The following is a 17,906-nucleotide window of genomic DNA, read 5'->3' as shown; positions in this document are numbered from 1 at the left end:
TCGAATCGAGGACATGCTTCCGCTGTCCCCCTTGCAGCAGGGCATGCTGTTCCATTCCGTCTACGACGCGGGCGCGCCGGACGTGTACACGGTGCAGGTCTCCGTGTCGCTGGCCGGCCCCGTCGACGCGGACCGGATGGAGCGGGCGGGCGCGGCACTGCTGCGCCGCCACCCCAACCTGCGGGCCGGCTTCTGGCACGAGGGCGTACCGCAGCCGGTGCAGTTCGTGCCGGCCGAGGTGACCTTCGTGCTCGGCCGCGCGGACCTGTCGGCGGACCCCTCGCAGGCCGCGGTGGGGCGGGTGGAACGGGCCGAGCTGGACCGTCGGTTCGAGCTGCACCGGCCGCCGCTGCTGCGGCTGCTGCTCGTGCGCCGGGGCGAGGGCGACCACCTCCTGGTGGTCACCGTGCACCACATCCTGGTCGACGGCTGGTCGATGCCGCTGCTCGTCGGGGACCTCCTCGCGCTCTACGAGAGCGACGGCGACCCCTCGGCCCAGCAGCCGGTGCGCCCCTACCGCGACTACCTCAAGTGGCTGAAGGCGCAGGACGTCCCGGGCGCCGAGGGCGCCTGGCGGACCTCGCTGGCCGGGCTGGACGAGGCCGTGCTGGTGGCCCCGGCCGACGCCTCCCGCACGGCGGTGCGGCCGGGCGTGCACCGCGTGGAGCTGTCCGAGGCGGCCACCGCCCGGCTGACGGCCGCGGCACGCTCGCTCGGCACCACGCCCAGTACGGTGATCCAGGCGGCCTGGGGGCTGCTGCTGGGCAGCCTGACGGGCCGCCGGGACGTGGTCTTCGGCCTGACGGTCGCGGGGCGGCCCGAGGAGATCCCCGGCGTCGAGTCGATGGTCGGGCTGTTCATCACCACCGTGCCGGTGCGGCTCACCGCGCGGCCGTGGGAGAGCGCCCGGGACCTGCTGAGGCGGTTCCGGGACGAACAGAACGCCCTGCTCGCCCACCACCACCTGGGCCTGCGCCTGATCCAGAAGCAGGCGGGCGGCGGCGAGCTGTTCGACACCCTCGTCGTCATCGAGAACTATCCGGTGGACCCCTCCGCCCGTGCGCCGCTCTCCGACGGGGTGCGGGTGACGGGGGTCGAGGCCCGGGACGGCACGCACTACCCGCTCACCCTGTCCGTGTCCCTGGACGAGCGGGCCGAACTGGCCCTGGACTACCGGCCGGACCTCTTCGACGCCCGGACCGCCGCCCGGGTGGCCGAGCGGTTCACCGCCCTGCTGGACCAGGTCGCCGGCAACCCGGGCCGCCCGGTGGGCACGCTGGAGCCGCTGACCGCCGCCGACCGCGCGGAGCTGCGCACCGCGGAGGCGGGCGCCGCGCGGGACGTGGCCGACGGTACGGTCGCCGACCGGTTCGCCGAGCGGGCCGCCCAGGCGCCGGACGCGTGCGCCGTGGTCGCGGGACCCGACCGGCTGACCTTCGCGGAACTCGACGACCGGGCGGACCGGCTGGCCGCGCTGCTGGCCGCGCACGGCGCCGGACCCGAATCGGTGGTGGCGCTGGCCGTGCCGCGCTCGGCCGCATCGGTGGTGGCCATCCTGGCCGTCCTGAAGTCGGGGGCCGCCTACCTGCCGCTGGACCTGGACTACCCCGCCGACCGGATCGCCCTGATGCTGGACGACGCGGCGCCGGTGTGCGTGCTGACCACGGAGGCGGCGCTCGCGCTGCTGCCCGCCGGGGCGGCGGGCGGACCGGCCCGGATCGCCTTGGACTCGGCGCGGACCACCGCGGAACTCGCCTCGCTCGATGGGGGTTTCCGGCCGCCGCGCACGGAGTCCGGGCACCCGGCCTACGTGATCTACACCTCCGGATCCACGGGCCGCCCCAAGGGTGTCGTCCTGACCCACGGCGGTCTGTCGAACCTGTACGCCAACCACATCGCGGACGTCTTCGCCCCCGCCGTCGCGGCGGCCGGCGGGCGGCCGCTGCGGGCCCTGCACACCGCCTCTTTCAGCTTCGACACCTCGTGGGAGCAGCTGTTCTGGCTGGTCTCGGGCCACGAGCTGCACGTCCTGGACGAGATCGGCCGCCGCGACGCCGAATTCACCGTCGGCTACGTCCGCGAGCACCGGATCGACGCCATGGACGTGACGCCCACCTACGCCGGCGCCCTGCTGGAGTGGGGGCTGCTGAGCCGCTCGCACCACCGGCCGGGGCTGCTGCTGCTGGGCGGCGAGGCGGTCCCCGAGGCGCTGTGGACCGAGGTCCGCGCGGCCCCCGGGGTCATGTCGGTGAACCTGTACGGGCCCACCGAGTACACGGTGGACGCCCTCGGCGCCGACCTGGCCGACTCGGCCACCCCGATCGTGGGCCGGCCCATCGGCAACACCTGCGCCCGCGTACTGGACTCCGCCCTGCGGCCCGCGCCGGCCGGGACCCCCGGTGAGCTGTACCTGGCGGGTCACGGACTGGCCCGCGGCTACCTGGGCCGGTTCGCGCTGACCGCCGAGCGGTTCGTGGCCGACCCGTACGGGCCCGCGGGCTCGCGGATGTACCGCACGGGCGACCTCGTACGGCTGCGCACCGACGGGCAGCTGGAGTTCCTGGGGCGGGCCGACGACCAGGTGAAGGTCCGCGGCTACCGGATCGAGCTCGGTGAGGTGGAGTCGGCCCTGGCCGCGCTGCCCCGTGTCGGGTCCGCCGCCGTGGTGGTCCGCGAGGACACCCCCGGGGTCAAGCGGCTCGTCGGCTACGTGACCGGCTCCGTCGAACCGGCGGCGCTGCGCGAGGCGCTGACCGCCGTACTGCCCGACTACATGGTCCCGGCGGCCGTGGTGGCCCTGGACTCGCTCCCGACGAACGTCAGCGGCAAGCTGGACCGTGGCGCCCTGCCCGCGCCCGAGCTGGGCGGCGCGGAGCTGTCGCGGCCGCCGCGCGACGCCCGCGAGGAGGCGCTGTGCGCCGTCTTCGCGGAGGTGCTGGGGCTCGCCTCGGCAGGGATCGACGACGACTTCTTCGCGCTGGGCGGGGACAGCATCGTCTCCATCCAGCTGGTGACCCGGGCCCGCAAGGCGGGTCTGGTCCTCACCCCGCGCGACGTCTTCGAACAGCGGACCGTGGAGCGGATGGCCGCGGCGGCCCGCAACGCCGGCGACCAGGAGGGCGGTTTCCTGGCGCCGTCCGGTCCGCTCGTCACCCTCGACGCCGGGCAGGAGGCCGCGCTGGCCTCGGTGTTCCCGCACGTCGAGGAGGTGCTGCCGCTGGCGCCGTTGCAGGAGGGCCTGTACTTCCACGCCGTCTACGACGACCGGGCCCTCGACGTCTACCTGATGCAGAACTTCGTCGAGCTGCTGCACGCCGTCGACGGGCCCGCCCTGCGCGCCGCCTTCGACACGCTGCTGCGCCGCCACCCCAACCTGCGGTCCGGCTTCTGGCACGAGGGCCTGGACGGCCCGGTGCAGGTGGTCCCGGGCGAGTGGGAGCTGCCGTGGCGGGAGATCGACCTCAGCCACCTCGACCGGGCGGCGCAGGACGAGGCGCTGCGGGAGTTCTCCCTCGCCGACGCGGCGGCCCGGTTCGACCTCGCGGCCCCGCCGCTGCTGCGCGTGGCGCTGATCCGCTTCTCGGCGGAGCGCTGGATGCTGTGCGTGACGCAGCACCACATCCTGACCGACGGCTGGTCGGAGTCGTTGTTCTTCGAGGAGCTGTTCGCCCTGTACGGGCACGGCGGCTCGGGTGACGTGCTGGCGCCCGTCACCCCCTACCGGGACTACCTGCGCTGGCTGTCGGCCGTGGACCGGGAGGCCGCCGAGCAGGCCTGGCGCACCCACTTGTCCGGGTTGGACCAGGCGACACTGGTGGCGCGGGCCGATCCGGACCGGCAGCCGGTGACCGCCGAGGTGGTGGACCTGTCGCTGGACGAGGCGACCAGCGACCGGCTGCGGTCCTTCGCGCGCGGCTGCGGGGTCACCTTGAGCACCGTGCTCAGCACGGCCTGGGCGATGGCGCTGGCCGGGATGACGGGCCGGGACGACGTGGTGTTCGGTGCCACCGTCTCCGGCCGTCCCGCTGACCTCGCCGGCGTCGACCAGATGATCGGCATGTTCATGAACACGCTGCCGTTCCGGGTCGCGCTGCGCCCCGACGAGCCGCTGCGCGAGCTGATGGTGCGGGTGCAGGGCGAGCACGCGGCGCTGCTGCCGCACCACTACGTGGGACTCGGCCCGATCCAGCAGCTGACCGGTCTCGGCCAGCTCTTCGACACCCTGTACGTGTTCCGCAACACGCCGCTGAACGATGCCGCCCGCGAGGAGGCGGTGGCGACCCACGCGATCGGCTGGACGCACAGCGTCGACGGCACCCATTACCCGCTGACCCTCGCCGTCACCCCCGGCCCGGCCCTGGAGCTGAGCCTCGGCTACCGGCCCGACCTGTACGACGAGCCCACCGCCCGGCACCTGGCGGGCCGGCTCGCGCTGCTGGTGGAACAGCTCGCCGACGGCGGGTCGGTCCCGGTGGGCCGGCTGGTCACCCTGGACCCGGTGGAGCGGGCCGAACTGCTGGCGACCGGTGACGACACCGGCCACGCGGTCCCGGACACCACGGTGATCGACCTGTTCGCCGAACAGGCCGCCCGGACCCCCGGGGAGACGGCCCTGGTCTTCGAGGACCAGCGGCTCAGCTACGCGGAGCTCGACGCCCGGGCGAACCGGCTGGCCCGGGCCCTGGTGGCGCGCGGTGCCGGGCCGGAGACCGTGGTGGCCCTCGGTCTGCCCCGGTCGGCCGACTTCGTGGTCGCGCTGTTCGCCGTACTGAAGACCGGCGCGGCCTATCTGCCGCTGGACCTGGACCACCCGGTGGACCGCCTCGGCGCGATGGTGGCGGACGCGGCTCCGCTGTGCCTGGTCACGACGGCCCCGGTGACGGACCGGGTGCCGGTGGTGGAGGGCGTACCGGCGCTGCTGCTGGACGATCCGGCGGTGCTGGCCGAGCTGGCGGCACTGCCGGACGGGCCCCTGGGCGAGTCGGAGCTGACGGGGGTAAGAGACGGCCGGCGCCCGGCGTACGTCATCTACACCTCCGGCTCCACCGGGCGGCCCAAGGGGGTCGTGGTCCCCTACTCGGGCCTGACCAACATGCTCCTCAACCACCGGGAGCGGATCTTCGCTCCGGCGGTGGCGCTCGCGGGCGGGCGCCGGATGAAGGTGGCGCACACCGTGTCCTTCGCCTTCGACATGTCGTGGGAGGAGTTCTTCTGGCTGGTCAACGGGCACGAGGTGCACGTCATCGGCGAGGAACTGCGGCTGGACCCGGCGGCCCTGACGGCGCACTACGACCGGGTGGGCATCGACGTAGTCAACGTGACGCCCTCGTACGGTCTCCAGCTGGTCGAGGCGGGTCTGCTGGACGCGGACCGGCACCGGCCCGCACTGTTCCTGCTGGGCGGCGAAGCGGTGCCGGACGGGCTCTGGGAACTGCTGAAGCACACCGAGGGCACCATGGGCTACAACCTGTACGGCCCGACCGAATACACGATCAACGCACTGGGCGCCGACGTCGACGACAGCATCAGCTCGTGCGTCGGACGGCCGATCTACAACACCCGGGCCTACGTGCTCGACGGCGCGCTGCGGCCGGTCCCGGTGGGTGTGGCCGGTGAGCTGTACCTCGCGGGCGCGGGTCTGGCCCGCGGCTACTTCGACCGGCCGTCGCTGACGGCGGAGCGGTTCGTCGCCGACCCGTTCGGCGAGCCGGGGACGCTGATGTACCGCACGGGCGACCTGGTGCGCTGGCGCGGGGACGCGCAGATCGACTATCTCGGACGCGCCGACGACCAGGTCAAGATCCGCGGCTTCCGCATCGAGCTCGGCGAGGTCGAGTCGGCCGTCGCGGCCGAGCCGGGCATCGCGGCGGCGGCCGTGGTCGTCCACACCGGGCCGACCGGGGTCAAGCGGCTGGTCGCCTACACGGTGGCGTCGGCCGCGGAGGCCCCCGAGCCGGCCGCCCTGCGGGCCCGGCTGTCGGCCGCGCTCCCGGAGTACATGGTTCCGTCGGCCTTCGTGGAGCTGTCGGCGCTGCCGCTGACGGTGAACGGCAAGGTGGACCGGGCGGCGCTGCCCGCCCCGGACTTCGGGGACGCGGGCGGCGGCCGCGCGCCGAAGGACGCGCGCGAGGAGCTGCTGTGCGCGATCTTCGCGGACGTGCTGGGCCTGGAGCGGGTCGGCGCCGAGGACAACTTCTTCGAGCTCGGCGGCCATTCGCTGCTGGCGATGCGGCTGGTCGGCCGGATCCGCACGGAACTGGGCACCCCGGTCCAGGTCGGGGCCGTGATGGCCGCACCCACGGTGGCCGACCTGGCCGCCCGGATCGGCTCGGACGCCCGCCGGGACGCGCTGCGGGTGCTGATGCCGCTGCGCGAACGGGGCACGGCCGCGCCGCTGTTCTGCTTCCACCCGGCGTCCGGTTTCGCCTGGCAGTACACGGGCCTGCTGCGCCACCTGGACGCGGACCGACCGGTGTACGGGCTCCAGTCGCCGGGGCTGGCGGGAGAGCAGCCCGAGGTGGCCGACGTGGCCGCCCTGGCGGAGCTGTACCTGGAGGAGATCCGAACGGTGCAGCCCGAGGGTCCCTACCACTTCCTCGGCTACTCCTTCGGCGGGACCGTGGCGCAGACACTGGCCGCGCTGCTCCAGGAGCGCGGTGAGGAGGTGGCCTTCCTGGGTCTGCTGGACGCCTACCCGCCGGAGATCGAGGACTGGTCGTACATCGACGCCCCGGACTGGCGCGAGCGCCTCGAGCGCGAGGAGAGCGGCTTCCTGCTCTCGGTGGCCGGGCTCAACCCGCCGGAGGCAGACGCTCCGGTGGACCGGGCGCAGGCGGTCGGCGCGATCCGCGACAGCCAGGGCCTGTTGGCCGGCTTCGACGAGGCGCTGCTGGGGGCGATCGTCGACACGAACGTGCACTGCGTACGGCTGCTGTCGCGCAGCCGGACCCTGCGCTACCGGGGTGACGTGCTGTTCTTCACCGCGTCCCGGTCCACTCCGGCGGCGGAGGCACCGGGGTTGGTGTGGCCCGCGTACCTGGACGGGCGGATCGAGGAGCACGTCCTGGACTGCTCGCACGACGACCTGATGTCGCCCGCGGTCCTGGCGCAGATCGGCCCGGTGCTGGCGCGTGCGCTGGCGTCGGCCGGTCCGACCGCCCGGGACTGACCCGCCGGGGTGCGGGTGGGGGCGCTGTGCGACGCCCCCACCCGCACCCCTCCCCTCCACGTCCCCTTCGAGGAAGAGAGAGCGTCATCATGACCAACGGCCCCCGCCCCGGGCCCCGCATAGACGTCGTCCACCACGACATCGCGGTGCGCACCCTGGAGGTGCTGCGCGTGCGCCGGGTGACGGCGCGGATGGTCCGCGTCACCCTCGGCGGACCGGAGCTCGACGGCTTCGTCGACCGCTCCCCCGCCGATCACGTGAAGGTGTTCTTCCCCGAGCCGGGCACTGGACGGCTCGTACTGCCACGGGTGGCGGACGACGGCGACGGGCTGGAGTTCCCGGCGGAGCCGCCGTTCGCGATCTCCCGCGACTACACCACCCGTTGCTTCGACCCCGTGGCCGGTGAGCTGGACCTGGACTTCGTCCTGCACTGCCACGGCGTGGCAGCGCGGTGGGCGGAGCGGGCGGAGCCGGGGATGCGGCTCGGTGTGGCGGGGCCGCGCGGTTCGATCGTGGTTCCGTGGGAGTTCGACTGGTACCTGTTCGCGGGCGACGAGACGGCCCTGCCGGCCGTCGCCCGGATGCTGGAGGACCTGCCGCAAGGGGTTCCCGCCAAGGTCTTCCTCCTCGTCGACGACGCGGGCGAGGAGGAGGAACTGCCGACCCGGGCCGACGCCGAGATCGTCTGGCTGCACCGGGACGGCCTCGCGCACGGCGAGGGCGACTTCCTGGACGAGGCCGTACGGGGCGTGGACTTCCTGCCGGGCCTGCCCTTCGTCTGGATCGCCGGGGAGGCCGGGGAGCTGCGGCCGATCCGCCGCTACCTGCACCGGGAACTGGGCCTGAACCGTCAGTACACGGACGTGGACGGCTTCTGGAAGCGCGGTGTCGCGGGCCTCGACCACCACGAGCCGCTGGACGACGAGGACGAGGACGCGGCCCCCGCGGACAACGCAGCCGCCACGTAGTGCCGTTCAGCATTTAATTAGGTTAGGCTTACCTAAGAATTGAGGAGGGGGCGGCATGTCCGACCACCGTGCGCCCGGCATTTCCGGGACCAGCGGATTCACCGGCAAGGTCGCGCTCGTCACCGGTGCGGGCCAGGGCATCGGCGAGGCCGTCGTCCGTACGTTGTTCCGCCTCGGCGCCACCGTCGCGGCGACGGACGTCTCGGCGAAGGCCGTCATCGCACTGGCGGCTGAACTGGACCCGGAGGCCGGGCTGGCGCCGGCCTCCGGCGACGGGGCCGTCCGCGCCTACGAACTCGACGTCACCGACCCGGCGGCCGTCGACCGGACCGTCGGGCAGATCGGGCGGGAACTCGGCCCGATCGACATCCTGGTGAACGTGGCCGGGGTCCTGCGCACCGCACCGGTCGCGGAACTGACGGACGACGACTGGGCGGCCACCTTCGCGGTCAACGTCCAGGGCGTCTTCTTCACCTCCCGCGCCGTCGTCCCCGCCATGGCGGCCCGCGGCTGCGGCAGCGTGGTCACCGTCGCCTCCAACGCCGCCGGGATCCCGCGCACCGGCATGGCAGCGTACGCCGCCTCGAAGGCCGCGGCCGTCATGTTCACCAAGTGTCTGGGGCTGGAGTACGCCCGCAGCGGGGTGCGCTGCAACATCGTGGCACCCGGCTCCACCGACACCCCCATGCAGTGGGGGCTCTGGACCGACCCGCAGGCGCCCGCCCGGGTGCTGGACGGGGACCTCGCCAGCTACCGGACGGGAATCCCGCTGGGCCGGATCGCCGACCCGCAGGACATCGCCGACGCCGTCGTGTTCCTCGCCTCGGACCAAGCGCGCCACATCACCATGCAGGACCTCTACGTGGACGGCGGAGCCACGCTGCGCTGACCCCGCGGCAGCCCCTCCGGCCCGCGCACCACGCACGATCCCCGCGCCACGCACACCACCCGCACCACCCGCGCCACGCGCACCGCCCCGCACCTGCGCACTTCCCCGCAGCCGGCGACCGCCCGGCCGCACCCACCTGCCCCGCACCTGCCCCCACCCTGAAGAGGAGTCACCGTGCCGACGGTCCACCAAGTCGCCACGCCCCCCGCACCGGCCGATCCGGTACACCCCTCCGTCGGCGCCGCCACCACGCTGCTCGACGCCTACCGCGGCGGAGCCCGGTTCCTCGCGACGCCCACCCGGACGCTGCTGGCCCAGGGCATCCGTCAGGAGGTCGCCCACTCCGCCGAACCCCTGCCGCACCGCGTCGCCCAGGCCCTGGCCGAGGCCCGGCGGGCCGGGCACCCCTACCCCGTGGTGATCGGCGCGATCCCCTTCGCCCCGGACGCGCGCGCCGCCCTCGTCGTGCCGGAGTCCCTGCGCAGCGGCCCGCCGCTGGCCTCGGACCCCTTGATCGCCCTGCCCGCCGCCGGGCCGGCGCCCGCCGACTGGGCCATCGCCTCCGTCCCCGAGCCGGACGTCTACGCCAAGGGCGTGTCCGCGGCCGTCGACCGGATGTGGCAGGGGGAGTTCAGCAAGGTCGTACTGGCCCGGACCCTGGAACTCGCCTCCGACAGACCACTGGACATACCCGCCATGGTCCAGCGGCTCGCCCGCCGTGACCCCTCCGGCTACACCTTCGCGCTCCCCACCGGCCCCGGCCGCAACCTGCTCGGCGCCAGCCCCGAACTGCTGCTGTCCCGCCGGGGCGACCGGCTCATCTCCAATCCGCTGGCCGGGTCGACCCCGCGCAGCGCGGACCTCGCCGAGGACGTCCGCCGGGCCGCCGCCCTGCTCCAGTCCGCCAAGGACCTGCACGAGCACGCCGTCGTCGTCGACGCGGTGCACCAGGCCATGGCCCCGTACTGCAGCTCCCTCGACGTCCCGGAGCGCCCCACCCTGCTCCGTACGGCCACCATGTGGCACCTGTCCACCACCGTGACCGGAGTGCTCGCCCAGCCCGACGTCTCCGCTCTGGAGATCGCCTCCAGCCTCCACCCGACCCCGGCCGTCTGCGGCAGTCCGACCGACGTGGCCCGCAAGGTCATCGAAGAGACCGAGCCCTTCGACCGCGGCTTCTTCACCGGCATGATCGGCTGGGAGGACGGCACCGGCGACGGCGAGTGGGTCGTCACGATCCGCTGCGCCGAGGCCGAGGACAACCGGCTGCGCCTGTACGCCGGGGCGGGGATCGTCTCCGCTTCCGATCCCGATGCCGAGACCGCGGAGACCGCGGCGAAGTTCCGCACCTTCCTGCAGGCCGTCGGAGCCGAACTGTGAGCCACCCCCACGACGACCACGGCTCCGCAGCAGCGGCCGCCGCGTGGCGGCCCTGGCCCGCCGAGTTCGCCGAGCGCTACCGGGCGGCCGGCTGGTGGCGGGGCGAGACCTTCGGATCCGTACTGCGGGAGCGGGCCGCGGCCCACCCCGACCGGATCGCCCTCGTGGACCCGGCCGGCGGCCCGGACGGCGGCCCGGACGGCGGCCGGCGCACCTGGAGCTACGGCGAACTCGACGCGCGGGCCGACCGGATGGCCGCGGGCCTCACCGCGCGCGGCATCGCCCCCGGCGACAAGGTGGTCGTACAACTACCCAACACCGCCGAGTTCTTCGAGGTCGTCTTCGCGCTCTTCCGGATCGGCGCCCTGCCCGTCTTCGCCCTGCCGGCGCACCGCCGCACCGAGATCTCCTACTTCTGCTCCTTCACCGGGGCGGCGGCGTACGTGATCCCCGCGGTGCACGGCGGCTACGACTACCGCGAGCTCGCCGCCGCCGTCCGCGCCGAAGTCCCCGGACTGCGCGAGGTGTTCGTCGCGGCCGCCGACCCGGGTGACTTCACGGCGCTGTCCGAGGTCCCGCTGGACGTACCCGCCGGAGGGCTCGGCCCCGGACCCGCCCCGCACGACCTCGCCTTCCTCCAGCTCTCCGGCGGCAGCACCGGTGTGCCCAAGCTGATCCCGCGCACCCACGACGACTACATCTACTCGCTGTGGGCCTCGAACGAGATCTGCGCGGTGGACGCCGACTCGGTGTACTTGGTGGCCCTGCCCGCCGCCCACAACTTTCCGCTGTCCTCGCCCGGTTCACTGGGCGCCCTGTACGCGGGGGGCCGGGTGGTGCTGTGCCCGCAGCCGGTACCCGACGTCGCCTTCCCGCTGATCGAGTCCGAGGGCGTGACGATCACCGGCCTGGTACCTCCGCTGGCCCTGCTCTGGACGGAGGCGGCCGCGCGCACCGACCGGGACCTCGGCAGCCTGGACGTCCTGCTGGTGGGCGGCGCAAAGTTCAGCGAGGAGGCCGCCCGCCGGGTCCGGCCGGGCCTGGGCTGCACCCTCCAGCAGGTGTTCGGGATGGCGGAGGGGCTGGTGAACTACACCCGCCTCGACGACCCCGAGGAGACCGTCGTCACCACCCAGGGCAGGCCGATCTCCCCCGACGACGAGATCCGGATCGTCGACGACGAGGACCGCGAGGTGCTCCCCGGCGAGTCCGGCCACCTGCTGACCCGCGGCCCCTACACCATCCGCGGGTACTGGAACGCGCCCGAGCACAACGCCCGGTCGTTCACCGCGGACGGTTTCTACCGGACCGGAGACATCGTCCGGATGACGCCCACCGGGCACCTGGTCGTCGAGGGACGCGCCAAGGACCAGATCAACCGGGGCGGGGAGAAGATCGCGGCGGAGGAGGTGGAGAACCACATCCTGGCGCATCCGGCCGTCCACGACGCCAACGTGGTCGGCGAACCGGACCCCTATCTCGGCGAACGCACCTGTGCCTACGTGATCCTGCGCGAGGGCGCAGGAGAACTGCGGCCCGCCGCAGTGAAGAAGTTCGTTCGGGAGCGCGGCCTCGCGGCGTACAAGGTGCCGGACCGGGTGGAGTTCGTCGCCGCCTTCCCCAAGACCGGCGTGGGCAAGGTCTCCAAACGGGACCTGCGCACCGCCGCACCCGCCACCCCGGCCGCCGCCGCCCCCGTCCCCGTACCGCCCCACCAGCACTGAACGGATGAACCCATGGCCCTGCCCGCCATCGCCCCCTACCCGCTGCCGACCGCCGAGGAGCTGCCGGCCAACCGCGTCGACTGGACGGTGCATCCGGACCGTGCGGTCCTGCTCGTCCACGACCTGCAGAACTACTTCCTGTCGGCCTTCGACACGGACGCACAGCCCGTCACCGGCATGCTCCAGCAGGTCGCGCGGCTGAAGAAGGAGGCGGGCCGGGCCGGGGTGCCCGTGTTGTACACCGCGCAGCCCGGCGGTCAGAGCCCGGCCGAGCGCGGGCTGCAGCAGGACTTCTGGGGACCCGGTCTGCCCGCCGACCCGACGGCCGCCGCGATCCCCGCCGCCGTGGCGCCGGGGCCGGACGACACGGTGCTCACGAAGTGGAAGTACAGCGCCTTCGTCCGGACCGACCTCCTGGAACGGCTGCGCGCGACGGGCCGGGACCAGCTGGTGATCACCGGCGTGTACGCCCACATCGGCGTGCTGATGACGGCCTGCGACGCCTGGATGCAGGACGTCCAGGCCTTCGTGGTCGCCGACGCCGTCGCCGACTTCTCCGAACGCGAGCACCGGATGGCCCTGGAGTGGGCGGCGGGCCGCTGCGCCGTGGTCACCACGGCCGACCGGGTCTGCGCGCAGCTGTGAGACCGGCCCCGCTCCGGGCCCGACCGCGGGTGGCCGCCGCGCACGTACCGCCCGTGTATCCCGTGCCGCTGCCGGTGGCCCTGCCCGGGCAGACCCGCGTGTGGGCGGCTTCGGTGGCGGAGAAAGCGGCGGCCGCCACGGCCCGGCGGGGCGAGCTCGACCGTACCGAGTCCCTGCGGGCGGACCGTTTCCGGCGGTTCGCGGACGTGGACCGCTTCTTGGTCGCGCACGTCTGCCTGCGGGACGTCCTGGGCACCGTGCTCGGAACTCCGCCGGCGCGCCTCATCATCGACCGGGAACCGTGCGCCACGTGCGGCGGTCCGCACGGGCGCCCCTACCTGCCGGGCCGCCCCGTCCACTTCTCCCTGGCGCGCGCGGGCGACCTGGTCGCGGTCGCTCCCGTACCCGTGGGCGTCGACGTGGAGGGCCTGCCCTCGGACGCCCTGGTGCACGAGACCATGGCCGACCTGCACGAGGACGAACGCGCCGCACTGCTGGCCCTGCCCCGGCCCGCCCGGGCGGCCGCCTTCGCCCGCTGCTGGACGCGCAAGGAGGCCGTGCTGAAGTCCACCGGGCAGGGCCCGGCGCACGGCACGCGCCAGCCCCACGTGGGCACGGCCGCGGAACCGGCGCCCACCGCCAAACCCCAGGTGTACGACCTGCCGGTGTCCACCGGCGAGGCCGCCGCCCTGGCCCTGTGGACCGGCTGACGGTCCTCTCCCGCTCGCTCCCCGCCCCACGTCCCCGTTACCTGAGAAGGGTCTCCCCATGACGGAACGTCTGAACGCCGCCCGGCCCTACGCCCTGGGCCTCTTCCGGATCGTCACCGGCCTCCTGTTCGCCTGCCACGGCGCCGCTTCCCTCTTCGGCGTCCTCGGCGGCGCGCACGGCGGCGGTACGGTCCCCTTCGGGACCTGGCCGGGCTGGTACGCGGCGGTGATCCAGCTCGTCGCCGGCGCCCTGGTGCTGCTCGGCGCCGGGACCCGCAGCGCGGCCTTCCTCGCCTCCGGCTCGATGGCGTACGCCTACTTCACGGCCCACCAGCCGGACGCCCTCTTCCCGATCCAGAACAGCGGCGAGTCCTCCGCGATGTACTGCTGGGCCTTCCTCCTGCTCGTCTTCACCGGCCCGGGTGCCTTCGCCCTGGACCGGCTCCTGCCCGCCCGGGGGAACCGGACCGCGGAGAACGAGCAGCGACCCCGGCCAGCCGCCGCCTGAGGCCGTGCCCCCCGCTCCCCCTGAGCCCCGCCCCACTTCCCCGGGGGCGGGGCTCAGGGCTGCTCAGGGGCGCTCAGGGCTGCTCCAGGTAGCCGGCCAGGGCGGCTCGACTGTGCCGCAGGCCCTCGATGCGCGCGTCCATGGCGGCCAGTTCCCCGTCGAGGACGGCCCGGATCTCCTCGCACCAGGCGAAGCGCACCCCCTCGCCCCGCACGCACGGCAGCACCGCGCGGATCACCTCGGTGGACAGGCCGGCCGCGAGCAGGGCGCGCACCTTGCGCACGGCGGCCACGGAATCCGCCGTGTAGTCGCGGTATCCGTTCGGGCCGCGCTCCGCGTCGAGGAGCCCCTGCGCCTCGTAGTAGCGCAGCAGCCGGGAGCTGACGCCGGTGCGCCGGGACAGTTCGCCGATCAGCATGTGCCGTACCTCTGCATCCGGTTGACCTTCACATTGATGTCAACGTCTAACGTCGGCCCCACCGGCGGGCATTCCGCCGGCTCGAACCGCGCACCGCTGGAGTGATGTTCATGTCCGACCGCTCGTTCCTCTTCGTCCTCGGCAGCTCCCGTGCGGACGGGAACACCGAGCTGCTCGCGAGGGCGGCCGCAGAGCAGTTGCCCGCCGGTGTCCAGCAGCGGTGGGTCGACCTGGCCGGGGCGGCGTTGCCCGACTTCCAGGACGGGCGGCACGAGGCCGAGGGCTGGACGCCCTCGGAGGGCGAGGAGGCCCTGCGGCTGGCCACGCTGGAGGCGACCGACGTCGTGATCGCCTCGCCCTTGTACTGGTACGCGCTCTCCGCGCACACCAAGCGCTACCTCGACTACTGGTCGGGGTGGCTCACGACCCCCGGCTCGGACTTCAAGCAGCGGATGGCGGGCCGGACCCTGTGGGGCGTGACGGCCATGGCGGACCACGACGAGGTCCGTGCCGAGGGGCTGGTGACCAGCCTTCACCACACCGCGGCCTACCTGCAGATGGGGTTCGGCGGGGTGCTGCTCGGCAACGGCTCCCGACCGGGCCAGGTGCGTGACGACGAGCGGGCGATGGTCCGGGCCAAGACCTTCTTCGCGCAGGACGCCCCCCTCGCCCGGTTCCCGTAGGGGGTCCGTCGCTCCTCGGTGTCAGCCCGTGGTGGACCGGGGGACGAGGCAGGTACCGCAGCGGCTGCAGTAGCGGGCGTCGGCCTCGATGGCGTGCCGGTGGCACTGCTCGCAGACGAGGTGGAGCGGGCACTGCGGTGTGCGGGGTTCGGTGCGGGGCGGCCGGCCGATGGCCATGCCGGCCCGCCTGCGGTGGGCGGTGAGGAAGACCAGTCCCTCGGGGCCGGCTCGGAGCGAGCGGGCGGAGCCGCGCGGCAGCAGGGTGAGGGAGCCGGGCACGACCTCGATCCCGGCACCGTCCAGGGTCAGCGAACCGCCGCCCTGCACGACGGTGAGGAGGACGTCCACCTCGGGCTCCCGGTGTACGGCGATCTCGCCGCCGGGCAGCAGGCGCACCAGATTCGCGTCGAGTTGTCGGCCCTTGTTCCGTAGTCGCCACAGGGCGCCGCTCTGGTCGTCCGTGGCCGCCTCGACCAATCCCGTGACCGTGACACCCACGGCTTCCCGCTCGACCACCACATGTCCTTCCCGCGCGTTCGGCCGCTCCGCCGAACCTCGTGACCGCCCATGAGATCACTTCGGCAGGTGTCCGCACCAACCGCCGGGGTCGAGGTCAAGATCTGCCGGGGCACGAGTCCGTCCCGGCGCACGATGACCTCGTACGGGTGTCCGAGAGCGATTCGGCCGCCGTACCGGTTGGTCGCTCGGCCCGGTGGGAAGCGCCGGCCGGGGCGGCTGACCCGGACACCCGACTGCCCCGCACCCGGGTCGTGACCCCCGGGTACGGGGCAGGTCCGTTTCCGCCCGCCAGGACCGTGGCGATCCGTCGGCCGGCGGCCGCCTCTAGGCCCTACGCGGACCGGTCCAGCGAGCTGCGCACGTACGCGCCCGGGGTCTGCCCGAAGTGGCGTCGGAAGGCCAGGATGTAGCCGTTGGTGCTGACGAAGCCCACCCGGGCGGCCACGGAACTCACCAACTGGCCCTGCTCCAGCAGGCCCAGCGAATGGTTGAGGCGGAGCCGGGTGCGCCATTCGGAGAACGCCATCCCGGTCTCCGCGCGGAAGGCCCGACGCAGGCTGGTCGAGCTCGTGTAGAGGTTCTCCGCCCACTCCGTCGCGGTGCGCGGGTCGCTCGGCGTCCGGGCCAGCTCGCGCGCCACGGCGCCGGCGGTGTGGCTGGTGGGCTGGGGCAGCGGCAGGCAGTTGCGGTGCCCCGCGGACAGCGCCGCGAAGACCTCCGGGTCCTCCTCCTGGGCGCAGGTGCTGCGCATCCGCCCGAGGACCAGTCTGCGCTGGGCGTCGGTGATGTTGATGGTGGTGACGTCCTCGTACGGCAGCTCGAACCGATCCGCATCGAAGGACTCGACCGCGATGACGGAGTCGGCTCCGAACCGTGCGCTGTGCGCGATGCCCGCCGGGATCCACAGGGCCACCGAGGCGGACAGCTCGTAGTCCCGACCGAGGGCGGTGACCACGATCCGGCCGACCGGAACGTGCAGGAACTGGTGGAACTCGTGGACGTGGAGCGGGTGTCCGCCTTCGGCGATGAAGTCGTCATCGGCCATGATCACGTCCTCCGCGCGGGTCTCCTCGAACCACACGCTGCGCAGTCCCGTCTCGGCCACAACATCCTCCCCTACCGCAGGGTCAGCGTTCTTGACCCCTGATTGTGAGCGGTTCGACTCCGGCATTGGACCGGACCCCGCTTCGGTAAGGCTAACCTAACTTCGAGCTTGAGCAGGTGAGGAGTACCCGAAGACCCATGAAGCAATCGGCTTCGCCGGCCGCACCACCGACCCCGACGCCCGCGCGGCCCCGTGCCCCGCGCACAGCCGTGGTCGTGGTGCTCGCCGGCCTGATGCTGGCCGCCGTGACCATCGCGAGCATCGGCCTCGGCGCGCGTGACATATCCCCGCTGGAAATCGTGCGGATCCTGCTGCACCCCGGCGCGGAGGGCTACAACGGCGACGTCCTGTGGACGGAGCGGATACCGCGCACGCTGCTCGGCCTGACCGTCGGGGCCGCCCTCGGCGCCTCCGGGCTCATCATGCAGGCACTGACGATGAACCCGCTGGCGGAGCCGGGCGTCCTCGGCGTGCAGCAGGGCGCGGCGGTGTTCGTCGTCCTCGGCATCCTCTTCCTCGACGCGTCAAGCGTGCAGGGGTACTTCTGGATGGCGCTGACGGGCTCGGCGGTGACCGCGGTCCTCGTCTTCCTGATCGGGACCCGTACCAACGCGGGCAGCAGTACGATCGGCCTCGTCCTCGCGGGCGTCGCCGTCGCCGCGGTGATGTCCTCGCTCATCACCCTGCTCGTGGTGCGCGACGAGGCCGTCTACGCCCACCTGCGCTTCTGGTCCGTCGGCCAACTCACCGGCCGGGGCCAGTTCCTGGGCCAGGTGCTCCCGTTCGCGCTCACCGGCCTGGTGCTGGCGCTGCCCCTGGGGCGCACCCTGAACCTGCTGAGCCTCGGAGACGAGACTGCCCGCGGACTCGGCATCCGGGTGGAGCGGGACCGGCTGGCGAGTGCGGCCGTGGCGGTGCTGCTGTGCGCCGCCGCCACCGCGGCCGTGGGGCCGGTGGCCTTCGTCGGACTGGTCGCCGCGCACACCGCCCGGATGCTGGTGGGCGCGGACCACCGCTGGTCGCTGCCGCTGTCCATGGCCTGCGGAGCCGTCCTGCTCGTCGGCGCCGACACCGCCGGACGGCTGGTGATCGACCACGTCGAGGTCCAGGTGTCGGTGATGACCGCCTTCGTCGGCACCCCCTTCTTCGTGTGGCTCGCGCGCCGCCGCGACCTGGTCCGGATGTGAAT

13 protein-coding genes are annotated in these 17,906 nt (G+C 73.6%); 10 read left to right on the top strand and 3 right to left on the bottom strand.

The window, feature by feature from the left end; all coding sequences use genetic code 11:
* Positions 1-13: 13 nt before the first annotated feature.
* The 8 genes from OG207_RS40670 (at position 14) to OG207_RS40635 (ending at position 13,992) form a co-directional block, all read left to right on the top strand.
* Positions 14-7,168 carry an amino acid adenylation domain-containing protein gene (locus OG207_RS40670; protein ID WP_443072882.1) on the top strand — a complete coding sequence of 2,385 codons (7,155 nt, stop codon included), beginning with the start codon at positions 14-16 and terminating at the stop codon, positions 7,166-7,168.
* Positions 7,169-7,257: 89 nt separating this feature from the next.
* Positions 7,258-8,136, top strand: coding sequence for a siderophore-interacting protein (locus OG207_RS40665; RefSeq protein ID WP_329106267.1), 879 nt, complete (start codon positions 7,258-7,260; stop codon positions 8,134-8,136).
* A 55-nt stretch (positions 8,137-8,191) separates the two neighbouring features.
* Positions 8,192-9,025 (top strand): 2,3-dihydro-2,3-dihydroxybenzoate dehydrogenase, encoded by an 834-nt coding sequence (locus OG207_RS40660; RefSeq protein ID WP_329106264.1) that lies wholly within the window; start codon positions 8,192-8,194, stop codon positions 9,023-9,025.
* Positions 9,026-9,199: 174 nt separating this feature from the next.
* Positions 9,200-10,405: an isochorismate synthase DhbC gene (gene dhbC / locus OG207_RS40655; protein ID WP_329106262.1), complete on the top strand. Its 1,206-nt coding sequence runs from the start codon at positions 9,200-9,202 to the stop codon at positions 10,403-10,405.
* Positions 10,402-12,129: a (2,3-dihydroxybenzoyl)adenylate synthase gene (locus tag OG207_RS40650; protein WP_329106260.1), complete on the top strand. Its 1,728-nt coding sequence runs from the start codon at positions 10,402-10,404 to the stop codon at positions 12,127-12,129. The genes dhbC and OG207_RS40650 overlap by 4 nt, the downstream gene beginning before the upstream one ends.
* A 12-nt stretch (positions 12,130-12,141) precedes the next feature.
* Positions 12,142-12,774, top strand: coding sequence for an isochorismatase family protein (locus OG207_RS40645; RefSeq protein ID WP_329106258.1), 633 nt, complete (start codon positions 12,142-12,144; stop codon positions 12,772-12,774).
* 53 nt (positions 12,775-12,827) lie between these two features.
* Positions 12,828-13,484, top strand: coding sequence for a 4'-phosphopantetheinyl transferase family protein (locus OG207_RS40640; protein ID WP_329106256.1), 657 nt, complete (start codon positions 12,828-12,830; stop codon positions 13,482-13,484).
* Between the two features lie 58 nt (positions 13,485-13,542).
* The gene (locus tag OG207_RS40635; RefSeq protein WP_329106255.1) at positions 13,543-13,992 is read left to right on the top strand and encodes a DoxX family protein; all 450 of its coding nucleotides are present in this window, start codon (positions 13,543-13,545) and stop codon (positions 13,990-13,992) included.
* A gap of 73 nt (positions 13,993-14,065) precedes the next feature.
* Here OG207_RS40635 and OG207_RS40630 read toward each other — a convergent pair whose 3' ends face one another.
* Positions 14,066-14,410 (bottom strand): MerR family transcriptional regulator, encoded by a 345-nt coding sequence (locus tag OG207_RS40630; protein WP_329106254.1) that lies wholly within the window; start codon positions 14,408-14,410, stop codon positions 14,066-14,068.
* Positions 14,411-14,520: 110 nt separating this feature from the next.
* Between OG207_RS40630 and OG207_RS40625 the strand changes: the two genes are divergently transcribed.
* The gene (locus OG207_RS40625; RefSeq protein ID WP_329106251.1) at positions 14,521-15,093 is read left to right on the top strand and encodes a flavodoxin family protein; all 573 of its coding nucleotides are present in this window, start codon (positions 14,521-14,523) and stop codon (positions 15,091-15,093) included.
* A 21-nt stretch (positions 15,094-15,114) separates the two neighbouring features.
* Here OG207_RS40625 and OG207_RS40620 read toward each other — a convergent pair whose 3' ends face one another.
* Both OG207_RS40620 and OG207_RS40615 read right to left on the bottom strand, forming a co-directional pair.
* Positions 15,115-15,609, bottom strand: a complete 495-nt coding sequence (locus OG207_RS40620; RefSeq protein ID WP_329106249.1) for a hypothetical protein — start codon at positions 15,607-15,609, stop codon at positions 15,115-15,117.
* A gap of 334 nt (positions 15,610-15,943) precedes the next feature.
* A complete protein-coding gene (locus tag OG207_RS40615) occupies positions 15,944-16,717 on the bottom strand; it encodes a helix-turn-helix transcriptional regulator (protein WP_329106247.1) in 774 nt (257 codons plus the stop codon).
* Between the two features lie 137 nt (positions 16,718-16,854).
* Here OG207_RS40615 and OG207_RS40610 point away from each other — a divergent pair, with 137 nt between their 5' ends.
* Positions 16,855-17,904, top strand: coding sequence for a FecCD family ABC transporter permease (locus OG207_RS40610; RefSeq protein ID WP_329106245.1), 1,050 nt, complete (start codon positions 16,855-16,857; stop codon positions 17,902-17,904).
* The last annotated feature ends 2 nt before the right edge of the window (positions 17,905-17,906 follow it).

Origin of the sequence: Streptomyces sp. NBC_01439, from assembly GCF_036227605.1 — a bacterium.
In the GTDB taxonomy this organism is placed as follows: Bacteria; Actinomycetota; Actinomycetes; order Streptomycetales; family Streptomycetaceae; genus Streptomyces.
The sequence above is the reverse complement of the archived record's forward strand: the minus strand, read 5'-3'. Positions and strand labels throughout refer to the sequence as shown.

Excerpts from the sequence above, each read along its gene's own strand:
- OG207_RS40625 (WP_329106251.1), top strand. The coding sequence starts at position 14,521 with ATGTCCGACCGCTCGTTCCTCTTCGTCCTCGGCAGCTCCCGTGCGGAC.
- OG207_RS40645 (WP_329106258.1), top strand. The coding sequence starts at position 12,142 with ATGGCCCTGCCCGCCATCGCCCCCTACCCGCTGCCGACCGCCGAGGAG.
- OG207_RS40670 (WP_443072882.1), top strand. The coding sequence starts at position 14 with ATGCTTCCGCTGTCCCCCTTGCAGCAGGGCATGCTGTTCCATTCCGTC.
- OG207_RS40665 (WP_329106267.1), top strand. The coding sequence starts at position 7,258 with ATGACCAACGGCCCCCGCCCCGGGCCCCGCATAGACGTCGTCCACCAC.
- OG207_RS40660 (WP_329106264.1), top strand. The coding sequence starts at position 8,192 with ATGTCCGACCACCGTGCGCCCGGCATTTCCGGGACCAGCGGATTCACC.
- OG207_RS40630 (WP_329106254.1), bottom strand. The coding sequence starts at position 14,410 with ATGCTGATCGGCGAACTGTCCCGGCGCACCGGCGTCAGCTCCCGGCTG.
- OG207_RS40610 (WP_329106245.1), top strand. The coding sequence starts at position 16,855 with ATGAAGCAATCGGCTTCGCCGGCCGCACCACCGACCCCGACGCCCGCG.
- OG207_RS40635 (WP_329106255.1), top strand. The coding sequence starts at position 13,543 with ATGACGGAACGTCTGAACGCCGCCCGGCCCTACGCCCTGGGCCTCTTC.